Annotated in this window: 11 protein-coding genes; 6 read left to right on the top strand and 5 right to left on the bottom strand. The window is 70.4% G+C overall.

Annotated features, from left to right (window positions below; genetic code table 11):
* Positions 1–138: 138 nt before the first annotated feature.
* Positions 139–1,524, bottom strand: a complete 1,386-nt coding sequence (locus tag AT699_RS15180; RefSeq protein WP_024068977.1) for a NarK family nitrate/nitrite MFS transporter — start codon at positions 1,522–1,524, stop codon at positions 139–141.
* Positions 1,525–1,543: 19 nt separating this feature from the next.
* On the bottom strand, positions 1,544–2,803 hold the full coding sequence (locus AT699_RS15185) for an MFS transporter (RefSeq protein ID WP_058207323.1): 1,260 nt from the start codon (positions 2,801–2,803) through the stop codon (positions 1,544–1,546).
* Between the two features lie 241 nt (positions 2,804–3,044).
* Between AT699_RS15185 and AT699_RS15190 the strand changes: the two genes are divergently transcribed.
* The gene (locus AT699_RS15190; RefSeq protein ID WP_058207599.1) at positions 3,045–4,295 is read left to right on the top strand and encodes an NnrS family protein; all 1,251 of its coding nucleotides are present in this window, start codon (positions 3,045–3,047) and stop codon (positions 4,293–4,295) included.
* Positions 4,296–4,314: 19 nt separating this feature from the next.
* Here AT699_RS15190 and AT699_RS15195 read toward each other — a convergent pair whose 3' ends face one another.
* Together AT699_RS15195 and AT699_RS15200 are read right to left on the bottom strand one after the other, a co-directional pair.
* Positions 4,315–5,169: a hypothetical protein gene (locus AT699_RS15195; protein ID WP_024068980.1), complete on the bottom strand. Its 855-nt coding sequence runs from the start codon at positions 5,167–5,169 to the stop codon at positions 4,315–4,317.
* Positions 5,170–5,230: 61 nt separating this feature from the next.
* Positions 5,231–6,412 carry an FAD-dependent oxidoreductase gene (locus AT699_RS15200; RefSeq protein WP_024068981.1) on the bottom strand — a complete coding sequence of 394 codons (1,182 nt, stop codon included), beginning with the start codon at positions 6,410–6,412 and terminating at the stop codon, positions 5,231–5,233.
* Positions 6,413–6,538: 126 nt separating this feature from the next.
* Between AT699_RS15200 and AT699_RS15205 the strand changes: the two genes are divergently transcribed.
* From AT699_RS15205 to AT699_RS15220, 4 genes are all read left to right on the top strand, one after another.
* A complete protein-coding gene (locus tag AT699_RS15205) occupies positions 6,539–7,483 on the top strand; it encodes a LysR family transcriptional regulator (protein ID WP_054498881.1) in 945 nt (314 codons plus the stop codon).
* Between the two features lie 90 nt (positions 7,484–7,573).
* On the top strand, positions 7,574–8,746 hold the full coding sequence (locus tag AT699_RS15210) for an efflux RND transporter periplasmic adaptor subunit (RefSeq protein WP_058207324.1): 1,173 nt from the start codon (positions 7,574–7,576) through the stop codon (positions 8,744–8,746).
* Positions 8,743–11,820 (top strand): multidrug efflux RND transporter permease subunit, encoded by a 3,078-nt coding sequence (locus AT699_RS15215; protein WP_024068984.1) that lies wholly within the window; start codon positions 8,743–8,745, stop codon positions 11,818–11,820. The genes AT699_RS15210 and AT699_RS15215 overlap by 4 nt, the downstream gene beginning before the upstream one ends.
* Positions 11,817–14,885, top strand: coding sequence for an efflux RND transporter permease subunit (locus tag AT699_RS15220; RefSeq protein ID WP_024068985.1), 3,069 nt, complete (start codon positions 11,817–11,819; stop codon positions 14,883–14,885). Before AT699_RS15215 ends, AT699_RS15220 begins: the two co-directional genes overlap by 4 nt.
* 30 nt (positions 14,886–14,915) lie before the next feature.
* On the opposite strand, the gene AT699_RS15225 is transcribed toward AT699_RS15220, so the two are convergent.
* Positions 14,916–15,842: a LysR family transcriptional regulator gene (locus AT699_RS15225; RefSeq protein ID WP_024068986.1), complete on the bottom strand. Its 927-nt coding sequence runs from the start codon at positions 15,840–15,842 to the stop codon at positions 14,916–14,918.
* Between the two features lie 114 nt (positions 15,843–15,956).
* Here AT699_RS15225 and AT699_RS15230 point away from each other — a divergent pair, with 114 nt between their 5' ends.
* On the top strand, positions 15,957–17,375 hold the full coding sequence (locus tag AT699_RS15230; RefSeq protein WP_024068987.1) for a M20 family metallopeptidase: 1,419 nt from the start codon (positions 15,957–15,959) through the stop codon (positions 17,373–17,375).
* The last annotated feature ends 11 nt before the right edge of the window (positions 17,376–17,386 follow it).

Genomic DNA, 17,386 nt, shown 5'->3' on the forward strand with positions numbered 1-17,386 from the left:
AAGAGCGCCGGCCCGGCCGGCGCGTACTGCAATCTGTGCTGTCAAAATCACTTTAGTGGTCGCCCGCCCCGCCGACCATTCGCCGGTGGCACAGGGCGGGCGCGGCAGAGTGACTAGTCACCCCGGCCAACCCTGCCGTCAGCAGGGCACGGGCGCGTTGCGGCGCGCGTAGTACCACCAGGTGATCAGCACGCAGGTGGCGTAGAAGCCGATGAAGCAATACAGGGCCGCCTGGGCGCTGCCGGTCAGCTCCAGCGAGGTGCCGAAGCTGCGCGGGATGAAAAAGCCGCCATAGGCGCCGATCGCGCCGGAAAAGCCCAGCACCGCGGCCGATTCGCGCGCCGCGTCGGTCAGGGCCTGCTTCTGCGCGGCCTCGCCCTTGCCGTGCGCGGCCTGGGTGCGCTCGCGCAGGAAGATCACCGGAATCATGCGGAAGGTCGAGCCGTTGCCCACGCCGGTCAGCGCGAACAGCACGATGAACATGGCCAGGAAGCCGTTGAAGTCGCCGCCCTGCCCGTTCAGCGGCAGGAACATCACCACGCCCAGCACCGCGGCGATCATGCCGATGAAGGTGAACAGCGTGACGCGCGCCCCGCCCAGCTTGTCCGAGACCCAGCCGCCCACCGGCCGCGTCAGCGAGCCGACCAGCGGCCCCAGGAAGGCGTAGGTGGTCGGATCGACCTGCGGGAACAGCGTCTTGGTCAGCATGGCGAAGCCGGCCGAAAAGCCGATGAACGAGCCGAAGGTGCCGACATACAGCCAGCACATCAGCCAGTTGTGCTTGCGCTTGAAGATCACCGCCTGGTCGGCGAACGAGGCGCGCGCATCGGCGATGTCGTTCATGCCGAACCATGCCGCCAGCGAGGCCAGCGCGATGGGAATGACCCAGATGAAGCCGGCGTTCTGCAGCCACAGGCTGCGCTGTGCGTCGCCGGCGGTAATCGTCTGCGGCTCGCCGCCGAGGGCGCCGAACACGCCCATCGAGATCACCACCGGCACCACGAACTGCACCAGCGACACGCCGAGGTTGCCGATGCCGGCGTTAAGGCCCGTGGCCAGGCCTTTCTTGTCCTTGGGAAAGAAGAAGCTGATGTTGGCCATGCTGGAGCTGAAGTTGCCGCCGCCCAGGCCGCACAGCAGCGCCAGGATCAGCAGCGTCGGGAACGAGGTGGTCGGGTCGCGCAACGCAAAGCCCATGCCCAGCGCCGGGATCAGCAGCGAGGCGGTCGAGATCGCGGTCCACTTGCGGCCGCCGAACACCGGCACCAGGAACGAATAGAAGATGCGCAGCGTGGCGCCCGACAGGGCCGGCAGCGCGGTCAGCCAGAACATCTGGTTCTTGGACAGCATGAAGCCGGCGCGGTCGAGGTTGACCACCACCACGCTCCACAGCATCCAGATGCTGAACGCCAGCATCAGCGCGGGAATGGAAATCCACAGGTTGCGGTTGGCGATGCGGGCGCCGGTCTGTTTCCAGAAGCCGGGGTTTTCCGGCTCCCAGCGCGCCAGGACATGGGAAGTCATAGGTGTTCTCCGGTTGGGGTCAGGCGGCTTGGCGCCGCGCGGTGGCGGCGCTTTCGGGCCGGAAACTGAAATGCATGAAGATGAGCGAGACGCAGACCGTGCCGTACAGCAGCATGAAGGCGCTGGAACGCACGCCGGTCAGGTCCAGCAGCACGCCGAACAGGATCGGCAGGATGAAGCCGCCCAGGCCGCCGGCCAGGCCGACGATGCCCGAGACCGCGCCGATGTTCTGGCCGAATTCATCCGAGATGAACTTGAAGACCGAGGCCTTGCCGATGGCCATGGCGATGCCGACGATGAACAGCAGGATGGTGAAGCTGGTCGGCCCCAGGGCGATGTCGAACTGGCGCGGGCCGCCGGTGGTCATGACCGTGAAGTGGGTCTGCGGATAGCTGAGGATGAAGAACGCCACCCAGCACACCCACATCACCCACCAGGTGGTCTTGTAGGCGCCGTAGCGGTCCGAGATCCAGCCGCCCATGGCGCGCAGCACGCCGCCCGGCAGCGAGAAGCACGCGGCCAGCAGCGCCGCCAGCTTCATGTCGAAGCCATACTCGCCGATGTAGTACTTGGTCATCCAGAGCGCCAGCGCCACGTAGCCGCCGAACACCACCGAGTAGTACTGGCAGTAGCGCCACACGCGCGGATCCTTCAGCATCGCGAATTGCGCCTTCAGGCTGGCGCCGCCGGCCACCCGGTGCGACGGATCCGAGGCCGAGAACAGCCAGAACAGGATCGCCGTCACCAGGAGCGCCACCGCGTACACCTGCGGCACGATCACCCAGGCGCCGCCGGCGGCGGCGATCAGCGCCGGCGCCACGAACTTGGTGATGGCCGAACCCGAATTGCCGGCGCCGAACACGCCCATGGCCAGGCCCTGCTTGTTGCGCGGGAACCAGCGCGCCACGTAGGGCGTGCCGACCGAGAACGAGCCGCCGGTCAGGCCCACGAACAGCGCCAGCACCAGGAATTGCCAGTACTCGGTGGCGTAGGACAGCAGCCAGATCGGCACCACCGCCAGCAGCATCAGCACGAAGAACACCGGCCGGCCGCCGTAGCGGTCGGTCCAGATGCCCAGCGGCACGCGCACCAGGGAGCCGGTCAGCACCGGCATGGCGGCCAGCAGGCCGAATTCGGTCTCGGACAGGCCGAGCTGCGTCTTGATGGGAATGCCCAGCACCGCGAAGATCATCCATACCGCGAAGCAGATGGTGAAGGCGAAGGTGCTGGATACCAGGACCCGCATGGGCACGCTGGCCGAGGGGTGGGTTGATGCCATGGTGGTTCTCGCTTTTTTGCACACGGAATACGACAGCCCCAAGCCTAGGCATCCGCGCCCGCCGCCACCATTCGCCGGCCGACCATATCGGCGCCGCCGATGTGACTAGTCACCCCGGAAAAGCCGCCGCGTTTGCGCGGGATCAAATCCGCGCGATGGGCCGAAAGCGTCCGGCGGCGTTAATATGTATTTCAAATACACATTCAAGGCCGCTCCGCCGGCCATCCGCGCAAAGGCCAACATGTCCACCCTGCTCACCCTGGAAGAACCCGCCGCCGACGGCGCCGCGCGGCCGAACTGGCGCGCCTTCACCGAAATGGGCTTTCGCCCCCTCTACCTGGCCGGCTGTTTCTGGGCGCTGGCCTCGGTGCTGCTGTGGGTGTTCGCGCCAGCCCGGCTGACGGGCGTGCTGAGCGCCATGCCCTGGCACGCGCACGAGATGCTGTGGGGCTTCGTGGCCACCATCGCGGTCGGTTTCCTGATGACCGCCGGCGCCAACTGGACCGGCCGCAATCCGTTGCGCGGCGCTCCCCTGGCGGCGCTGTGTGTGGTCTGGCTGGTGGCGCGCGGCGCCTACCTGGCGCCCGGCATGACGGCGTTCGCCATCGCCGCGGCCGCCGACCTGCTGTTCTTCGTTTGGGCCGCCGCCGCGCTGGCCCGCGCCGTCTGGATCACGCGCAACCGCCGCAACTACGGCGTGCCGCTGCTGCTGCTGGCGCTGGCCGCGGCCCATGCGTTGTACCTGCGCGCCGCCCTGGCCGGCGACTACCTGGCGCTGATGCGCTACTTCAACACCGGCCTGCTGGCCATGGCAGTGCTGACGCTGCTGATCGCGCGCCGCGTGCTGCCGTTCTTCGCCAAGCGCGCCGTCGCCGGCCTGGAGATTCCGCCCCACACCCGCAGCGGCCATTGGCAGCTGGGCGCCGGCGTGCTGGCCATCGCCTGCCTGCTGGCCGGCGCGCCTCGCGCCGCGGCGCTGCTGCTCGCGGTGACCGGCGTCCTGGCGCTGGTGCAGTGGCTGGCCTGGAAGCCGTGGGCCGCGCGCCGCGTGCCTCTGCTGTGGATCCTGTATGCGGGTTATCTGGGCCTGGGCCTCGGCCTGCTGGTGGGCGCGGCGCAACTGACCGGCTACGTGGCGCGGCCCGCCTGGCCGGCGCACGTCATCGGCATAGCCGGGTTCTCGGTGCTGATCATCGGCATGGCCACGCGCACCGCCATGGGCCACCTGGGCCGGCCGCTGCGCGCCGACCGCAGCATGGTGTTGAGCTATGCGCTGGTGATCCTGGCGGCGCTGCTGCGGCTGGCTGCCCTGCTGCCCACCAGCGCCACGCTGGGCCTGCTGCATGCCTCGGCCGGCGCCTGGGCGCTGGGATTCGGCCTGTACCTGTGGCGCTTCTTCCCGTGGATGATCCGGCCGCGCGCGGACGCCGTGGCCAAGCCCGCCGCGCCGATGATGAAGATCGTGCCCGCCGGACCGCGCCGGGCGCCCTGAAATACGGGCGGCCCCGGCCTCAGCCGCGCGCCTCGCGCCGGCGGGTCGCTTCCAGCTGCTTCTTCATGGCCTTGAGCCAGGCCTTGAGCTGCTGCATGTCGACGAACTGCGACAGCTCGAACTCCAGTTCGCCGATGTAGTCCTGGACGTCGGCGATTTCGGCATCCAGGTCTTCCATCAGGTCGGCCGGGTCGATCGGCTGTTCCGGGTCGAAGCGGTATTCGGCCTTGAAATCGCGCTCGAACGCGGCCAGCTCGCGGTTCAAGGCGGCCAGTCGTTCCTGCAGCACCGGGATGGCCAGCGCCAGCTTGTCTTCGGCGACGCCGTCCAACCCGTCCGGCCCCAGGGCCAGCAAGGCCTCGGCCTGCGCCAGCGCGTCAGGCGCGAACGTCACGGCGGTGGCCGGTTCGTCTGCCGGCGCCTGCGCCGAGGCAGCCCTGTCGGCCGCCTCGGCCTCGCGTTCCTCGGCCACTTCGGCGTCGATGTCGGAATCGCTGTGCTTGCGGTAGACCGCCTTCAGGCGCTCCATGTCGCATTCGGCCGGCGTGCCGTCCAGCAGGATCGAGAACAGCGTCTCCTGCCCCAATTGCGCGGCAATCTCGGACACCAGCTGGCGTTCCGCCTTGGTCAGCTCCTTCTGCTTGGCGGCATGGTCGAAGCAGAACACCAACTTGGCCTTGAGCTCGATCTCGGTGACCTCCAGCGGCGCCAGCACCTCGGCATGCTTGTCCTGGTATTGGCGCGCCACGGTTTGCCACAACTGCAACGCGGCGCGGTCGGTGCGCAGCGCGTCGATCAGCGCGGCGCAGGTCTGGCTGGGCGACGATGAGCCCGGCGCCGGCGGTCGGGACGCGGCGGACGTGTTCTCTTGCATGGATGAAACCCTATCGAGCGGCCCGGCGCGAAGCGCGCCGGTACCTGGTCGGAAAACCGCATTATCCCCGTTCACCGCCCCCGCCGCATGCCAATCCCTGCCCCCAGGCGCTCGCCATCGCCCGCAGCGCCGCCCCGGCATCGACGGCCTTGATCTGCTGGTCGCGCAGGCGGCAGGCCTGCGGATCCCGCTCGAACAGGCCGCGCGCGTACACGCGGGCCTGCTCGGTCAGGGCGGCCGTCTTGGGCTGGCGCAGCGCGGTGAAGGCGCTCAGGGCCGCGTCCAGGTCGCGCGGCGCGCCCGCCAGGCAACGCGCCAGGTGCCAGGCGTCCTCCAGCGCCTGGCAGGCGCCCTGGCCCGAGGTCGGCAGCGGCGCGTGCGCGGCGTCCCCCACCAGCAGCACATTGGCGCGGTGCCAGGCCGCCGGGGTATCCAGGTCGTGCACGGCGATCAGGCGCACCGCGTCGGCGGGCGTGGCCTGGATGAGGCGCGCGATCGGGTCGGCCCAGCCGGCGAACCGGTCCGCGACCTCCGCGCGCGGGTCGGGCCCCTGGACCGCGGCGGCCAGCGACCGGGCCTCGGCCCCCGCCCAATAGACCAGGTCGGGCCGCACCGCGACGCAGCCGAAACGCTCGCCGACGCCCCAATAGTCCTGGATGGCCATGTCCTCGGCCAGGCCGGGACCGGAGGCGATGCCGATCCAGTTCACAAAGCCCTGGTAGACCGGGGTGTTGTCGCCGACGACGAACCGCCGCGCCACCGAATCCATGCGGCCGTCCGCGCCGACGAGCAGGTCCGCGCGCACCACGGCGCCATTCTCGAACCTGGCGGCGGCGCGGCCGTCGGCGTGGGGTTCGATCGCCACGGCGCGATGGCCGTACTCGGCCGGGATGCCGGCCCGCGCCGCGTGCGCCAGCAACACGGCCAGCAGGTCGCGGCGCAGGATCGTGTGGGTCGGATATCCCATCAATCGGTCGAGCGCGGAGATGTCGAGGCTGCCCAGGGCATGGCCCGCGTTGTCGTAGCGGCGCATCGCCCGCGGCCGCCCACCCGCTGCCGCGACGTCCGGCAACAGGCCGAGCGCGTCCAGCACGAAGCCGGCGTTGGGCCATAACGTCACGCCGGCGCCCATGGTGGCCGGCGCGGCCCCGCGTTCGTAGACCCGCGGCCGATGGCCGGTCCGATGCAATGCCAGCGCCACGCTCAGGCCAGCGATGCCGCCGCCCAGTATTCCGATATCCATGCTGATTCCTTCCATCAAACCCCGCGCCGGTCCCACGCCGGAACCGGGAACCGCATCGTAGATTCCACCGGATCCGATAACTAGTATGGAAAAATGGGTTTGTTTCATATCTGGATCGGGATAATCATGGGCCAAGCCCTGGATCTGAACAGCGTGCGCGTCTACGCCGCCGTCGTGGATGAACAGAGCTTCGCCGGCGCCGCGCGGCGGCTGGCGATGCCGTCGTCGAACGTCAGCCGCCATGTCGCCGGACTGGAACGGCGGCTGGGCGCGCGCTTGCTGGAGCGCAGCACCCGCCATTTGCGCATGACCGAGGCCGGCCAGTTGCTGTACCAGCGGGCCAAGCCGCTGCTGGACACGCTTGCCGCCACCGAAGAGGAACTGGGCGCGGTCCGGCGGGAACTGCGCGGGCCGCTGACGCTGTGCATGCCAGGTGAAGCGCCGCGGCTGCTGGCGCCGATCCTGGCGGAATTCTGCGACCGCCATCCGGGCATCGAGCTGGCCTGCGACACCCGCCTCGACGGCATCGACGCGCTGCGCGAGGACGTCGATCTGTCGATCGTCTTTCATCGGGGCCGCCAGGACGACAGCAGCCTCATCACGCGCGAACTGGCCACGCTGCCCAGCATCGTGGTCGCCGCGCCGGCGCTGCTGGCCCGCGTCGGCGTGCCGCGCCAGGCGCGCCAGCTCAAGGCCCTGCCCTGCATCACCACCCTGAGCGCATTGAAGGGCATGCCCTGGCAATTCGAGGATGCCGCCGGCGAGATCGTCAAGGTGCCGGTGCGCAGCCGCTACCGCGTCAACAGCGGCGAACTGGCGCTGATGGGCGCGCGCCAGGGCATCGGTTTCGCGATCCTGGCGGCCTGCTCGTGCCAGGAGGACCTGGCCAGCGGGCGACTGCGCGAGGTGCCGCTGGACCTGCGCCCCGCGCCCCTGCAATTGCTGGGGGTCTACAGCCATCGGCATTCCGTCAGCGCGCGCGCCCGGGCATTGCTCGAACTGATCCAGGCGCGCCTGGCCGAAATGGGCCTGGGAACGCCGCCCGGAACCGCGTCGGAAGAAGCCGCATAAAACCTGACTACAAGCTGATTCCAAAACGCTAATAATTATTATTCAGATAGAATCCGCACTGTCCCCAACTTATCCCCTGGCAGTACCGAGATGCCCCTGCCTTTCTCCGCTGGCCCCGCCAACGTGCGCCGGCGTCTGGCGCTCGCCGGCCTTGTGGCCGTCGCCATGCTGGCCGCCTGGGCCGGGTGGGCCGTATGGCGCTACGCCCTGCCAGGCCCCGCCCCCGCCGCCATTCCCAGCTATGCCCAACAGCCGGTGGCGGTCAGCGTTGCCGCCGCGCGCAGCGGCCCCTTGCCGCGCGACCTGCATGCGCTGGGCACCATCACGCCGTTGGCCCGCGTGGTGCTGCGCAGCCAGGTCGATGGCCAGCTGCAACGCCTGCACTACACCGAGGGCCAGGCCGTGCGGCGCGGGCAATTGCTGGCCGAGATCGATCCACGCCCCTACCAGGCGGCGCTGGCGGCGGCCGAAGGCGAACTGGCGCACGTCGAGGCGCTGCTCGGCAACGCCGAGATCGACCTGCGCCGCTACCGGCAACTGGCGCGCCAGGAAGCGGTGGCGGGCCAGCAGCTGGACACCGCCGAGGCCCAGGCGCGCAGCTACGCGGCCCAGCGCCAGCGGCTGGCGGCGGCCGTGGCCGACGCCCGGCGGCTGCTGGCGCTGACGCGCATCGTCGCTCCGCACGACGGCCGCATCGGCCTGCGCCGCGTGGACGCCGGCAATCACGTGCGCGCCGGCGACGCCGACGGCCTGGCCACGCTGGTGCAGACGCGGCCGATCTCGGCGCTGTTCACGCTTGCCGAAACCCGCCTGGACCTGCTGCGCCAGGCGCAGGCCGGCGACGGCGCCTTGCAGGTGCAGGCCTGGGACGCCGACGAGCGCCGCCTGCTCGCGCTGGGCACCCTGCAGGCGCTGGACAACCAGATCCACGCCGCCAGCGGCACGGTCAAGCTGCGCGCCCTGTTCGAGAATGCCGACGAGGCGCTGTTCCCGAACCAGTTCGTCAATATCCGCCTGGCGCTGGCACGCCAGGAAGACGTGCTGTCGATTCCCACGGCGGCGGTGCAGTACGGCGCCGACGGCGCCTTCGTCTTCGTCATCGGCGATGACCAGCGCGCCACCCGGCGCGAACTGACGCTGGGCCGCGCCAACGCCGGCCGCGTCGAAGTCCGCTCGGGCCTGGTCGCGGCCGAGCGCGTGGTGGTCGAGGGCGTGGACCGCCTGCATGACGGCCGCGACGTGCTGATCGTGGAAACCCAATGAGCCTGTCACGTCCCTTCATCCTGCGGCCGGTCGCCACCTCGTTCCTGATGCTGGCGCTGCTGCTGTCGGGCATCCTCGCCTGGCGCATGCTGCCGGTGGCGGCGCTGCCGCAGGTCGACTACCCCATCATCCAGGTCACCACGCCCTATCCGGGCGCCAGCCCCGACGTCACCGCGCGCGCCGTGACCGCGCCGCTGGAGCGCCGCTTCGGCCAGATCCCGGGGCTCAAGCAGATGTCGTCCTCCAGCGGCAGCGGCATCTCGGTGATCACGCTGCAGTTCTCGCTCGACGTCTCGCTGGGGGTGGCCGAGCAGGAGGTGCAGGCCGCCATCAGCGCCAGCGGCTCGCTGCTGCCGTCCGACCTGCCGACGCCGCCGGTGTACCGCAAGGTCAACCCGGCCGACGTGCCGATCCTGACGCTGGCCGTCACCTCGGATTCGTTGCCGCTGCCGCAGGTCTACGACCTGGTCGACACCCGCATGACACAGCGCCTGGCGCAGCTGTCGGGCGTGGGCATGGTAAGCCTGGCCGGCGGCCAGCGCCCCGCGGTGCGGGTGCAGGCCAACCCCATGGCGCTGGCCGCGCGCGGACTGCAACTGTCCGACCTGCAGGAGGCCATCGCCAAGGCCAACTCCAACCAGCCCAAGGGCAGCTTCGACGGCCCGGTGCGTTCGGTCATCATGGACGCCAACGACCAGTTGCAGAGCGCGCAGGAGTACCGCGACCTGATCGTGGCCTGGCACAATGGCGCGCCGGTGCGGCTGGGCGAGGTCGCCACGGTGGAGGACGGCGCCGAGGACCGCTACCTGGCCGCCTGGGTCGACCGCCAGCCGGCGGTGCTGGTGAACATCCAGCGCCAGCCGGGCGCCAACGTCATCGCCGTGGCCGACCAGGTCAAGGCGCTGCTGCCGCAGCTGACCGCCAGCCTGCCGGCGGCGGTGCAGGTGCGCGTGCTGACCGACCGCACCGAAAGCATCCGCGCTTCGGTGCGCGGCGTGCAGTGGGAACTGGCCTTCGCGGTCGGGCTGGTGGTGCTGGTGACCTTCCTGTTCCTGCGCAACCTGCCGGCCACGCTGATTCCCAGCCTGGCGGTGCCGCTGTCCTTGATCGGCACCTTCGGCGTGATGCACCTGGCGGGCTTTTCGACCAACAACCTGACGCTGATGGCGCTGACCATCGGCGCCGGCTTCGTGGTCGACGACGCCATCGTCATGCTGGAGAACATCGCCCGCTACCGCGAACAGGGCCACAGCCCGATGGCGGCCGCGCTCAAGGGCGCCGGACAGATCGGCTTCACCCTGGTGTCGCTGACGCTGTCGCTGATCGCCGTGCTGATCCCGCTGCTGTTCATGGAAGACGTGGTCGGCCGGCTGTTCCGCGAATTCGCCATCACGCTGGCGGTGGCCATCCTGATCTCGCTGGCGGTGTCGCTGACGCTCACCCCCATGATGTGCGCGCGCCTGCTGCCGCCGCACGCCGAGCGCCCGCCCGGCCTGCTGGACCGCCTGCAGGCGCGCTACGCCGGCTGGCTCGACGTGACCCTGCGCCACCAGCGCCTGACACTGCTGGCGATGCTGGCCACCGTGGCGCTGACCGCGCTGCTGTACCTGGCGGTGCCCAAGGGCTTCTTCCCGGCGCAGGACGGCGGCGTGCTGCAAGGCGTGACCCAGTCGGCGCAGAGCACCTCGTTCGAGGCCATGTCGCAACGCCAGCAGGCGCTGGCGCAAAGCCTGCTGCAAGACCCCGACGTCGCCAGCCTGTCGTCCTTCATCGGCATCGACGGCATGAACGCCACGTTGAATACCGGCCGCCTGCTGGTCAACCTCAAGCCCTGGAGCGAACGCGGCGCGCCGCTGGCCGACATCATGGCGCGGCTCGATGCCCGCGCCCGCCAAGTGCGGGGCATCTCGCTGTACCTGCAACCGGTGCAGGAATTGAACATCGAAGACCGCGTCAGCCGCGGCCAGTACCAGTTCACCCTGACCTCGCCCGACGCCGCCCTGCTGGCGCGCTGGAGCCGCGCGCTGGCCCAGCGCCTGGACGCCGCGCCGCAACTGGCCGATATTTCGTCGGACCTGCAGGGCGGCGGCCGCCAGGCCTACCTGGAGGTCTCGCGCGACGCCGCCGCGCGGCTCGGCCTGACCATGGACGACGTGGCCCAGGCGCTCTACAACGCCTTCGGCCAGCGCCAGGTGGCCACCCTGTTCACGCAGTCGAACCAGTACCGCGTGGTGCTGGAAGTGGACCCGCGCCTGGCCGCCAGCCCCGAGGCGCTGGAGCGCATCCACTTGAAAACCGCGGACGGCCAGCCGATTCCGCTGGCGGCGCTGGCCACGGTCAGCGAGCGCGCCGTGCCGCTGGCGGTGAACCACCTGTCCCAGTTCCCGGCCGTCAATTTCTCGTTCAACCTGCCGCCGGGCGGCTCGCTGGGCGCGTCCATCGCCGCCATCGAGGCGGCGCGCCAGGACATCGCCATGCCCGCGAGCGTCGAACTGCGCCTGCAGGGCGCGGCGGCGGCCTTCGAGGCGTCGTTGTCCAATACCCTGTGGTTGATGCTGGCGGCAGTGGTCACCATGTACCTGGTGCTGGGCATGCTTTATGAAAGCGCGATCCATCCCGTCACCATCCTGTCGACCCTGCCGTCGGCCACGGTGGGCGCGCTGCTGGCGCTGCTGCTCACCGGCCGGCCGCTGGACCTGATCGCCGTGATCGGCATCATCCTGCTGATCGGCCTGGTCAAGAAGAACGGCATCATGATGGTCGACTTCGCGCTGGAAGCCGAACGCAGCCGCGGCCTGGCGCCGCGCGAGGCGATCCGCGAAGCCGCGCTGCTGCGGCTGCGGCCGATCCTGATGACCACGCTGGCGGCGCTGTTCGGCGCCCTGCCGCTGATGCTGGCCACCGGCTCCGGCGCCGAGCTGCGCCAGCCGCTGGGCTGGGTGATGGTGGGCGGCCTGCTGGTCAGCCAGGTGCTGACGCTGTTCACCACCCCCGCCGTCTACCTGTTCTTCCACCGGCTGGGCGCGGGCCGCCGCAAGGCCCTGCCCGCCCCCGCTGACCGGCCGGCGCCATGATCCGCGCGCTGCTGCACCGGCCCATCGCCTGCATCTTCCTGGCGCTGGCCCTGACGCTGCTGGGCGCGGTGGCCTGGCGCCTGCTGCCGGTGGCGCCCCTGCCGCAGGTGGACTTCCCCACCATCGAGGTGCGCGCCGAACTGCCCGGCGCCAGCCCCGAGAGCATGGCCAGCACGGTGGCCGCGCCCCTGGAGCGCGCGCTGGGCGGCATCGCCGGCGTCAGCGCCATGAGCTCGTCCAGCAACCAGGGCGCCACCCGCGTGCTGCTGCAGTTCGCGCTGGACCGAGACATCAACGCGGCCGCGCGCGACGTGCAGGCCGCCATCAACGCCGCCCGCGCCGAGCTGCCGTCCGGCATGCCCGGCAACCCCACCTACCGCAAGGTCAACCCGTCGCAGGCGCCCATCATGGCGCTGGCGCTCAGCTCGCCGACGCGGCCGGCCGGCCGGCTCTACGACCTGGGCGCCACGGTGCTGGCGCAGAAACTGTCGCAGATCGTCGGCGTCGGCGAAGTGACGCTGGGTGGCAGCTCGCTGCCGGCGGTGCGGGTGCAGGTCAACCCGAACGCGCTGGCGCACTATGGCGTGGCGCTGGACGACCTGCGCCAGTCCATCGCCGACGCCGCCCCGATGGGTCCGCAGGGCCAGCTGGACTCGGCCGGCCAGCGCTGGGAGGTCGGCACGCCCGGCCAGCCGCGCACGGCCGACGACTACAACGGCCTGATCGTGCGCCACCAGGATGGCGCCACCATCCGGCTGGCGCAGATCGCGCGTGTCAGCGACTCGGTCGAGAACCGCTACAGCAGCGGCTTTCACAACCACGACCCGGCGGTGGTGCTGACCATCAGCCGCCAGCCGGGCGCCAACATCATCGAGACCATCGCCGCCATCAACCAGGCCCTGCCCGGCCTGCGCGCGCTGATGCCGGCCGACGTCGACCTGACCGTGGTGCTGGACCGCTCGCCCGGCATCCACGCCACGCTGCGCGAGGCCCACGTCACGCTGGGGCTGGCGGTCGGGCTGGTGATCCTGGTGGTGTGGCTGTTCCTGGGCAGCGCCCGCGCCGCCGCCATTCCCAGCGTGGCGATTCCGGTCTGCCTGGTGGCCACCTTCGCCGTCATGTACCTATGGGGCTTCTCGCTCAACAACCTGTCGCTGATGGCGCTGATCGTGGCCGCGGGCCTGGTGGTGGACGACGCCATCGTGGTGCTGGAGAACATCTCGCGCCACCTGGAGCGCGGGCTGGGGCCGCGCCAGGCGGCCCTGCGCGGCGTGCGCGAGGTCGGCTTCACGCTGGTGGCGATGACGCTGGCGCTGTCGGTGGTGTTCGTGTCGATCCTGTTCATGGGCGGGCTGGTGGAACGGCTGTTCCGCGAGTTCTCGATCACGCTGGTGGCGGCCATCCTGATTTCGCTGGTGGTGTCGGTCGCCATCATTCCCAGCCTTTGCGCGCGCTGGCTGCGGCCGCCAGCCGAGGCGCAAACGCGGCCCTCGCGGCTGCGCGCCGTGTTCGCCCGCGTCCACCAATGGTATGGCGCGTCGCTGGCGCGGGTGCTGGGTCACGCGCGCCTGACCCTGCTGCTGCTGGCCGCCGTGGTGGCGCTGAACGCCTATCTGTATGCGCAAGCGCCCAAGGGGTTTCTGCCGCAGCAGGACACCGGCCAGCTGATGGGGTTCGTGCGCGGCGACGACGGCTTCTCGTTCCAGGTGATGCAGCCCAAGATCGACGTCTACCGCCAGCTGGTGCTCAAGCACCCCGCGGTGCAGGACGTGATCGGCTACAACGGCGGCAGCCTGGGCATCAGCAATTCTCTGTTCCTGATCCGCCTGAAACCCGCTTCCGAGCGGCGCGAATCCTCGGTCCAGGTGATCGACTGGCTGCGCGCCAACGCCCCGCCGGTGCCGGGCGGCATGTTCTTCCTGAACGTCGACCAGGACCTGCGCATGCCGGGCGGCTTCGGCAATTCCGGCGACCACGAGCTCGCCATCATGGCCAGCGACGTGCCGGCGCTGCGGCAATGGTCACGCAGGATCTCGCGCGCGATGCAGGACATTCCCGAGCTGCGCGACGTCGATGCGGTGGGCGATGCCGCCACCCAGCAGGTGGTCATCAACATCGACCGCGCCGCCGCCCGGCGCCTGGGCGTGGACATGCGCACCATCGCCAGCGTGCTCGGCAATTCCTTCAGCCAGCGCCAGGTGGCGACGCTGTACGACCCCATGAACCAGTACCGCGTGGTGCTGGAGCTGGACCCGCGCTACACCGAGGACCCCGAGGTGCTGGAACGGGTGCAGGTGGTGGCGGCCGACGGCAACCGCGTGCCGCTGTCGGCCTTCGCCACCTACGAGCACGGCCTGGTCAACGACCGCGTCTTCCACGACGGGCTGTTCGCCGCCGTCGGCGTCGGCTTCTCGCTGGCCGAGGGCGTCTCGCTGCAGCAGGGCCTGGCCGCCATCGACGCCGCCATGGCGCGGCTGATGGTGCCCGCCCACATCCAGACGCGGCTGGGCGGCGACGCCCGCAGCTTCCAGCAAAGCCTGCAGGACCAGCCCTGGCTGATCCTGGGCGTGCTGGTGGCGATCTACCTGGTGCTGGGCATCCTGTACGAAAGCCCGCTGCATCCGTTGACCATCCTGTCGACCCTGCCCTCGGCCGGCGTCGGCGCGCTGCTGGCGCTGCGGCTGGCCGATATCGAGTTCAGCCTGATCGCCCTGCTCGGCCTGTTCCTGCTGGTGGGGGTGGTGATGAAGAACGCCATCCTGATGATCGACTTCGCCCTCGGCCTGGAGCGGCGCGAGGGCCTGACGCCGGAACAGGCCATCCACCGCGCCGCCATGCTGCGCCTGCGGCCCATCGTCATGACCAACCTGGCCGGCCTGCTGGGCGCGCTGCCGCTGGTGCTGGGCATGGGCGAAGGTTCCGAACTGCGCCGGCCGCTGGGCGTGACCATCGTCGGCGGATTGATGATCAGCCAGTTCCTGACGCTATACACCACGCCGATCGTGTATCTGGCGCTGGAACGGCTGCGGCTGAAGATGGCGGGCTGGCGGGCGCGGCGCGCCTGATCCCCGCCCGTCCGCGCCGCGCCCGACGCCTCAGCCCGCGCCCCGTTCCACTTCCGGGGCGCGTGGCGCCACGGTCAGGCGTTCGGCCAACAGCGCCAGAAAGGCACGCGCCAGCGGCGGCAGATTGGCGCCGCGCAAGGTCACGACCTGGATGCTGCGCTGGCGCATTTCGGGATTGCTGAACGGCACCGCCACCAGGCCGGCGCTGGCGAGCAGACCGATCACTGTCAGGTAGCCCGTCAACGCCACGATCTGGCTGCCCGGCAGCATCGGCAGGAAGGCCGCCGAATGGTTCGAGACGTAGGCAGGCTCGATATGCACGCCGGCATTGGCGCAGGCCGCGTCGAACAGGTCGCGCACCGTGGTGCCGGGGTCGCCCAGCGACAGCGGCGCCTGCGCCAGGTCGCGCACGCCGACGCTGCGGCGCGCGGCCAGCGGATGGCGCCGGCACATGATGGCGTAGACCGGCGCGCGGCATTGCAATTCGGTCTTGAGGCGCTCGTCGGGCGCCACCGTGTAGCGCAGCGCCAGCTGCGACAACCCTTCCAGCACCAGCCGGTTGACCTCCTCCGGCCGCTCCACCAGCAGGTGGAAGCGCGCCTCGGGGCGGATACGCTTGAAGTCGGCCATGCACTGCGGCAGGAAGCGATGGGCAAAGCCTTCAGTGCAGGCCAGCCGGATGGTCACGTCGCCCAGCGCGCTGCGCTGGCGGATGCCGGTGGTGACGCGCTCGGCCTCCAGCGCGGCGGCGTTGGCGTATGCCGCCAGCTGGCGGCCGGCCTCGCTCAATGCCATGCCGCGCGCCTGGCGCTCGAACAGCGCAATGCCCAGCTCGTCCTCCAGCTTGGCGATCTGGCGGCTCACGGCGGAGGCCGCCACGTGCTGCGCCGCGGCGGCGCCGGCGATGGAGCCGCAGCGCGCCACCTCCAGGAAATACCTCAGGCCCAGCGAAATCATGGCAAGCTTCCCCAAGCCATTGCCTAAATGGCAACGATCAAATGCGAATTATCTAATTGTGGCATGTGCATAAGCGTAATAACTTTGTGCCTGTGCCGCTACCCCGAGACCGCAGTGATCCGCGAACAAGCCATCCTCCACGCCACCCAAGCCTATGACGACGGCACCTTGCAGGCCGAACTGGCCCGCCGCGTCGCCTACCAGACCGAAAGCGAGGAGCCCGGCCAGGCCGCCTGCCAGCACGCCTACCTGAACGACGAACTGGCGCCGCAGCTGGAACAGCTCGGCTTCAGCTGTCGCGTGCACGCCAACCCGGCGGGCGTCGACCTGCCGATCCTGGTGGCGCGGCGCATCGAAGCGCCGGCGCTGCCGACCGTGCTGCTGTACGGCCATGGCGACGTGGTGCGCGGCAATGCGGCCAAGTGGGAAGCCGGCCGCGATCCATGGCGCCTGCGGGTCGAGGGCGACCGCTGGTACGGCCGCGGCACCGCCGACAACAAGGGGCAACACACCATCAACCTGGCCGCGCTGCGCCAGGTGCTGCGGGCGCGCGACGGCAAGCTGGGCTTCAACGCCACCTGGCTGATCGAGACCGGCGAGGAAGCGGGCTCGCCCGGCCTGGCCGCCTTCTGCGAAGCGCAGCGCGAGGCGCTGGCCGCCGACGTCTTCATTGCCAGCGACGGCCCGCGCCTGGCCGCCGCCCGCCCCACCCTGTTCATGGGCTCGCGCGGCGCGGTGAACTTCGAATTGAGCCTGCGCGCCCGCGAACGCGGCTACCACTCGGGCAACTGGGGCGGGCTGCTGGCCAATCCCGCCATCGTCCTGTCGCACGCCATCGCCTCCCTGGTGGACGCGCGTGGCCGCATCCTGGTGCCGGGCCTGCGGCCGCCGCCCATCCCGGCGCCGGTGGCGGTGGCGCTGGCGGACCTGGAAGTGGGTGGCGGCGCCGACGATCCCGCGATCGACCACGACTGGGGCGAGCCCGGCCTGTCGCCCTCGGAGCAGGTGTTCGGCTGGAACAGCCTGGACGTGCTGACCTTCGGCGCCGGCGATCCGGCCAAGCCGGTCAATGCCATTCCACCCGTCGCAACGGCCTGGTGCCAGTTGCGTTTCGTCGTCGGCACCGACTGGCGCGCGCTCGAGCAGCACGTGCGCGCGCATCTGGACGCGGCCGGCTTTGCCGACGTGCGGGTCCGCGTCGGCATGCAGGCCGGCGCCACCCGCCTGTCGCCCGACAACCCCTGGGTACGCTGGGCCGCCGCCTCGATCGAGCGCAGCACCGGCCAGCGCCCGGCGCTGCTGCCCAACCTGGGGGGCTCGCTGCCCAACGATATCTTCGCCGACCTGCTCGGCCTGCCCACGTTGTGGGTGCCGCATTCCTACCCCGCCTGCGCCCAGCACGCGCCCAACGAGCATCTGCTGGGCAGCGTGGCGCGCGAGGGCCTGGCCATCATGGCGGGCCTGTTCTGGGACCTGGGCGACCAGGGCGCCGCGCTGCGCCAGGCCGCCGAAACCGATTCCTCTCCCTCCTGACCGGACTCTTC

It is taken from the genome of Achromobacter xylosoxidans (assembly GCF_001457475.1).
GTDB lineage: Bacteria > Pseudomonadota > Gammaproteobacteria > Burkholderiales > Burkholderiaceae_B > Achromobacter > Achromobacter xylosoxidans.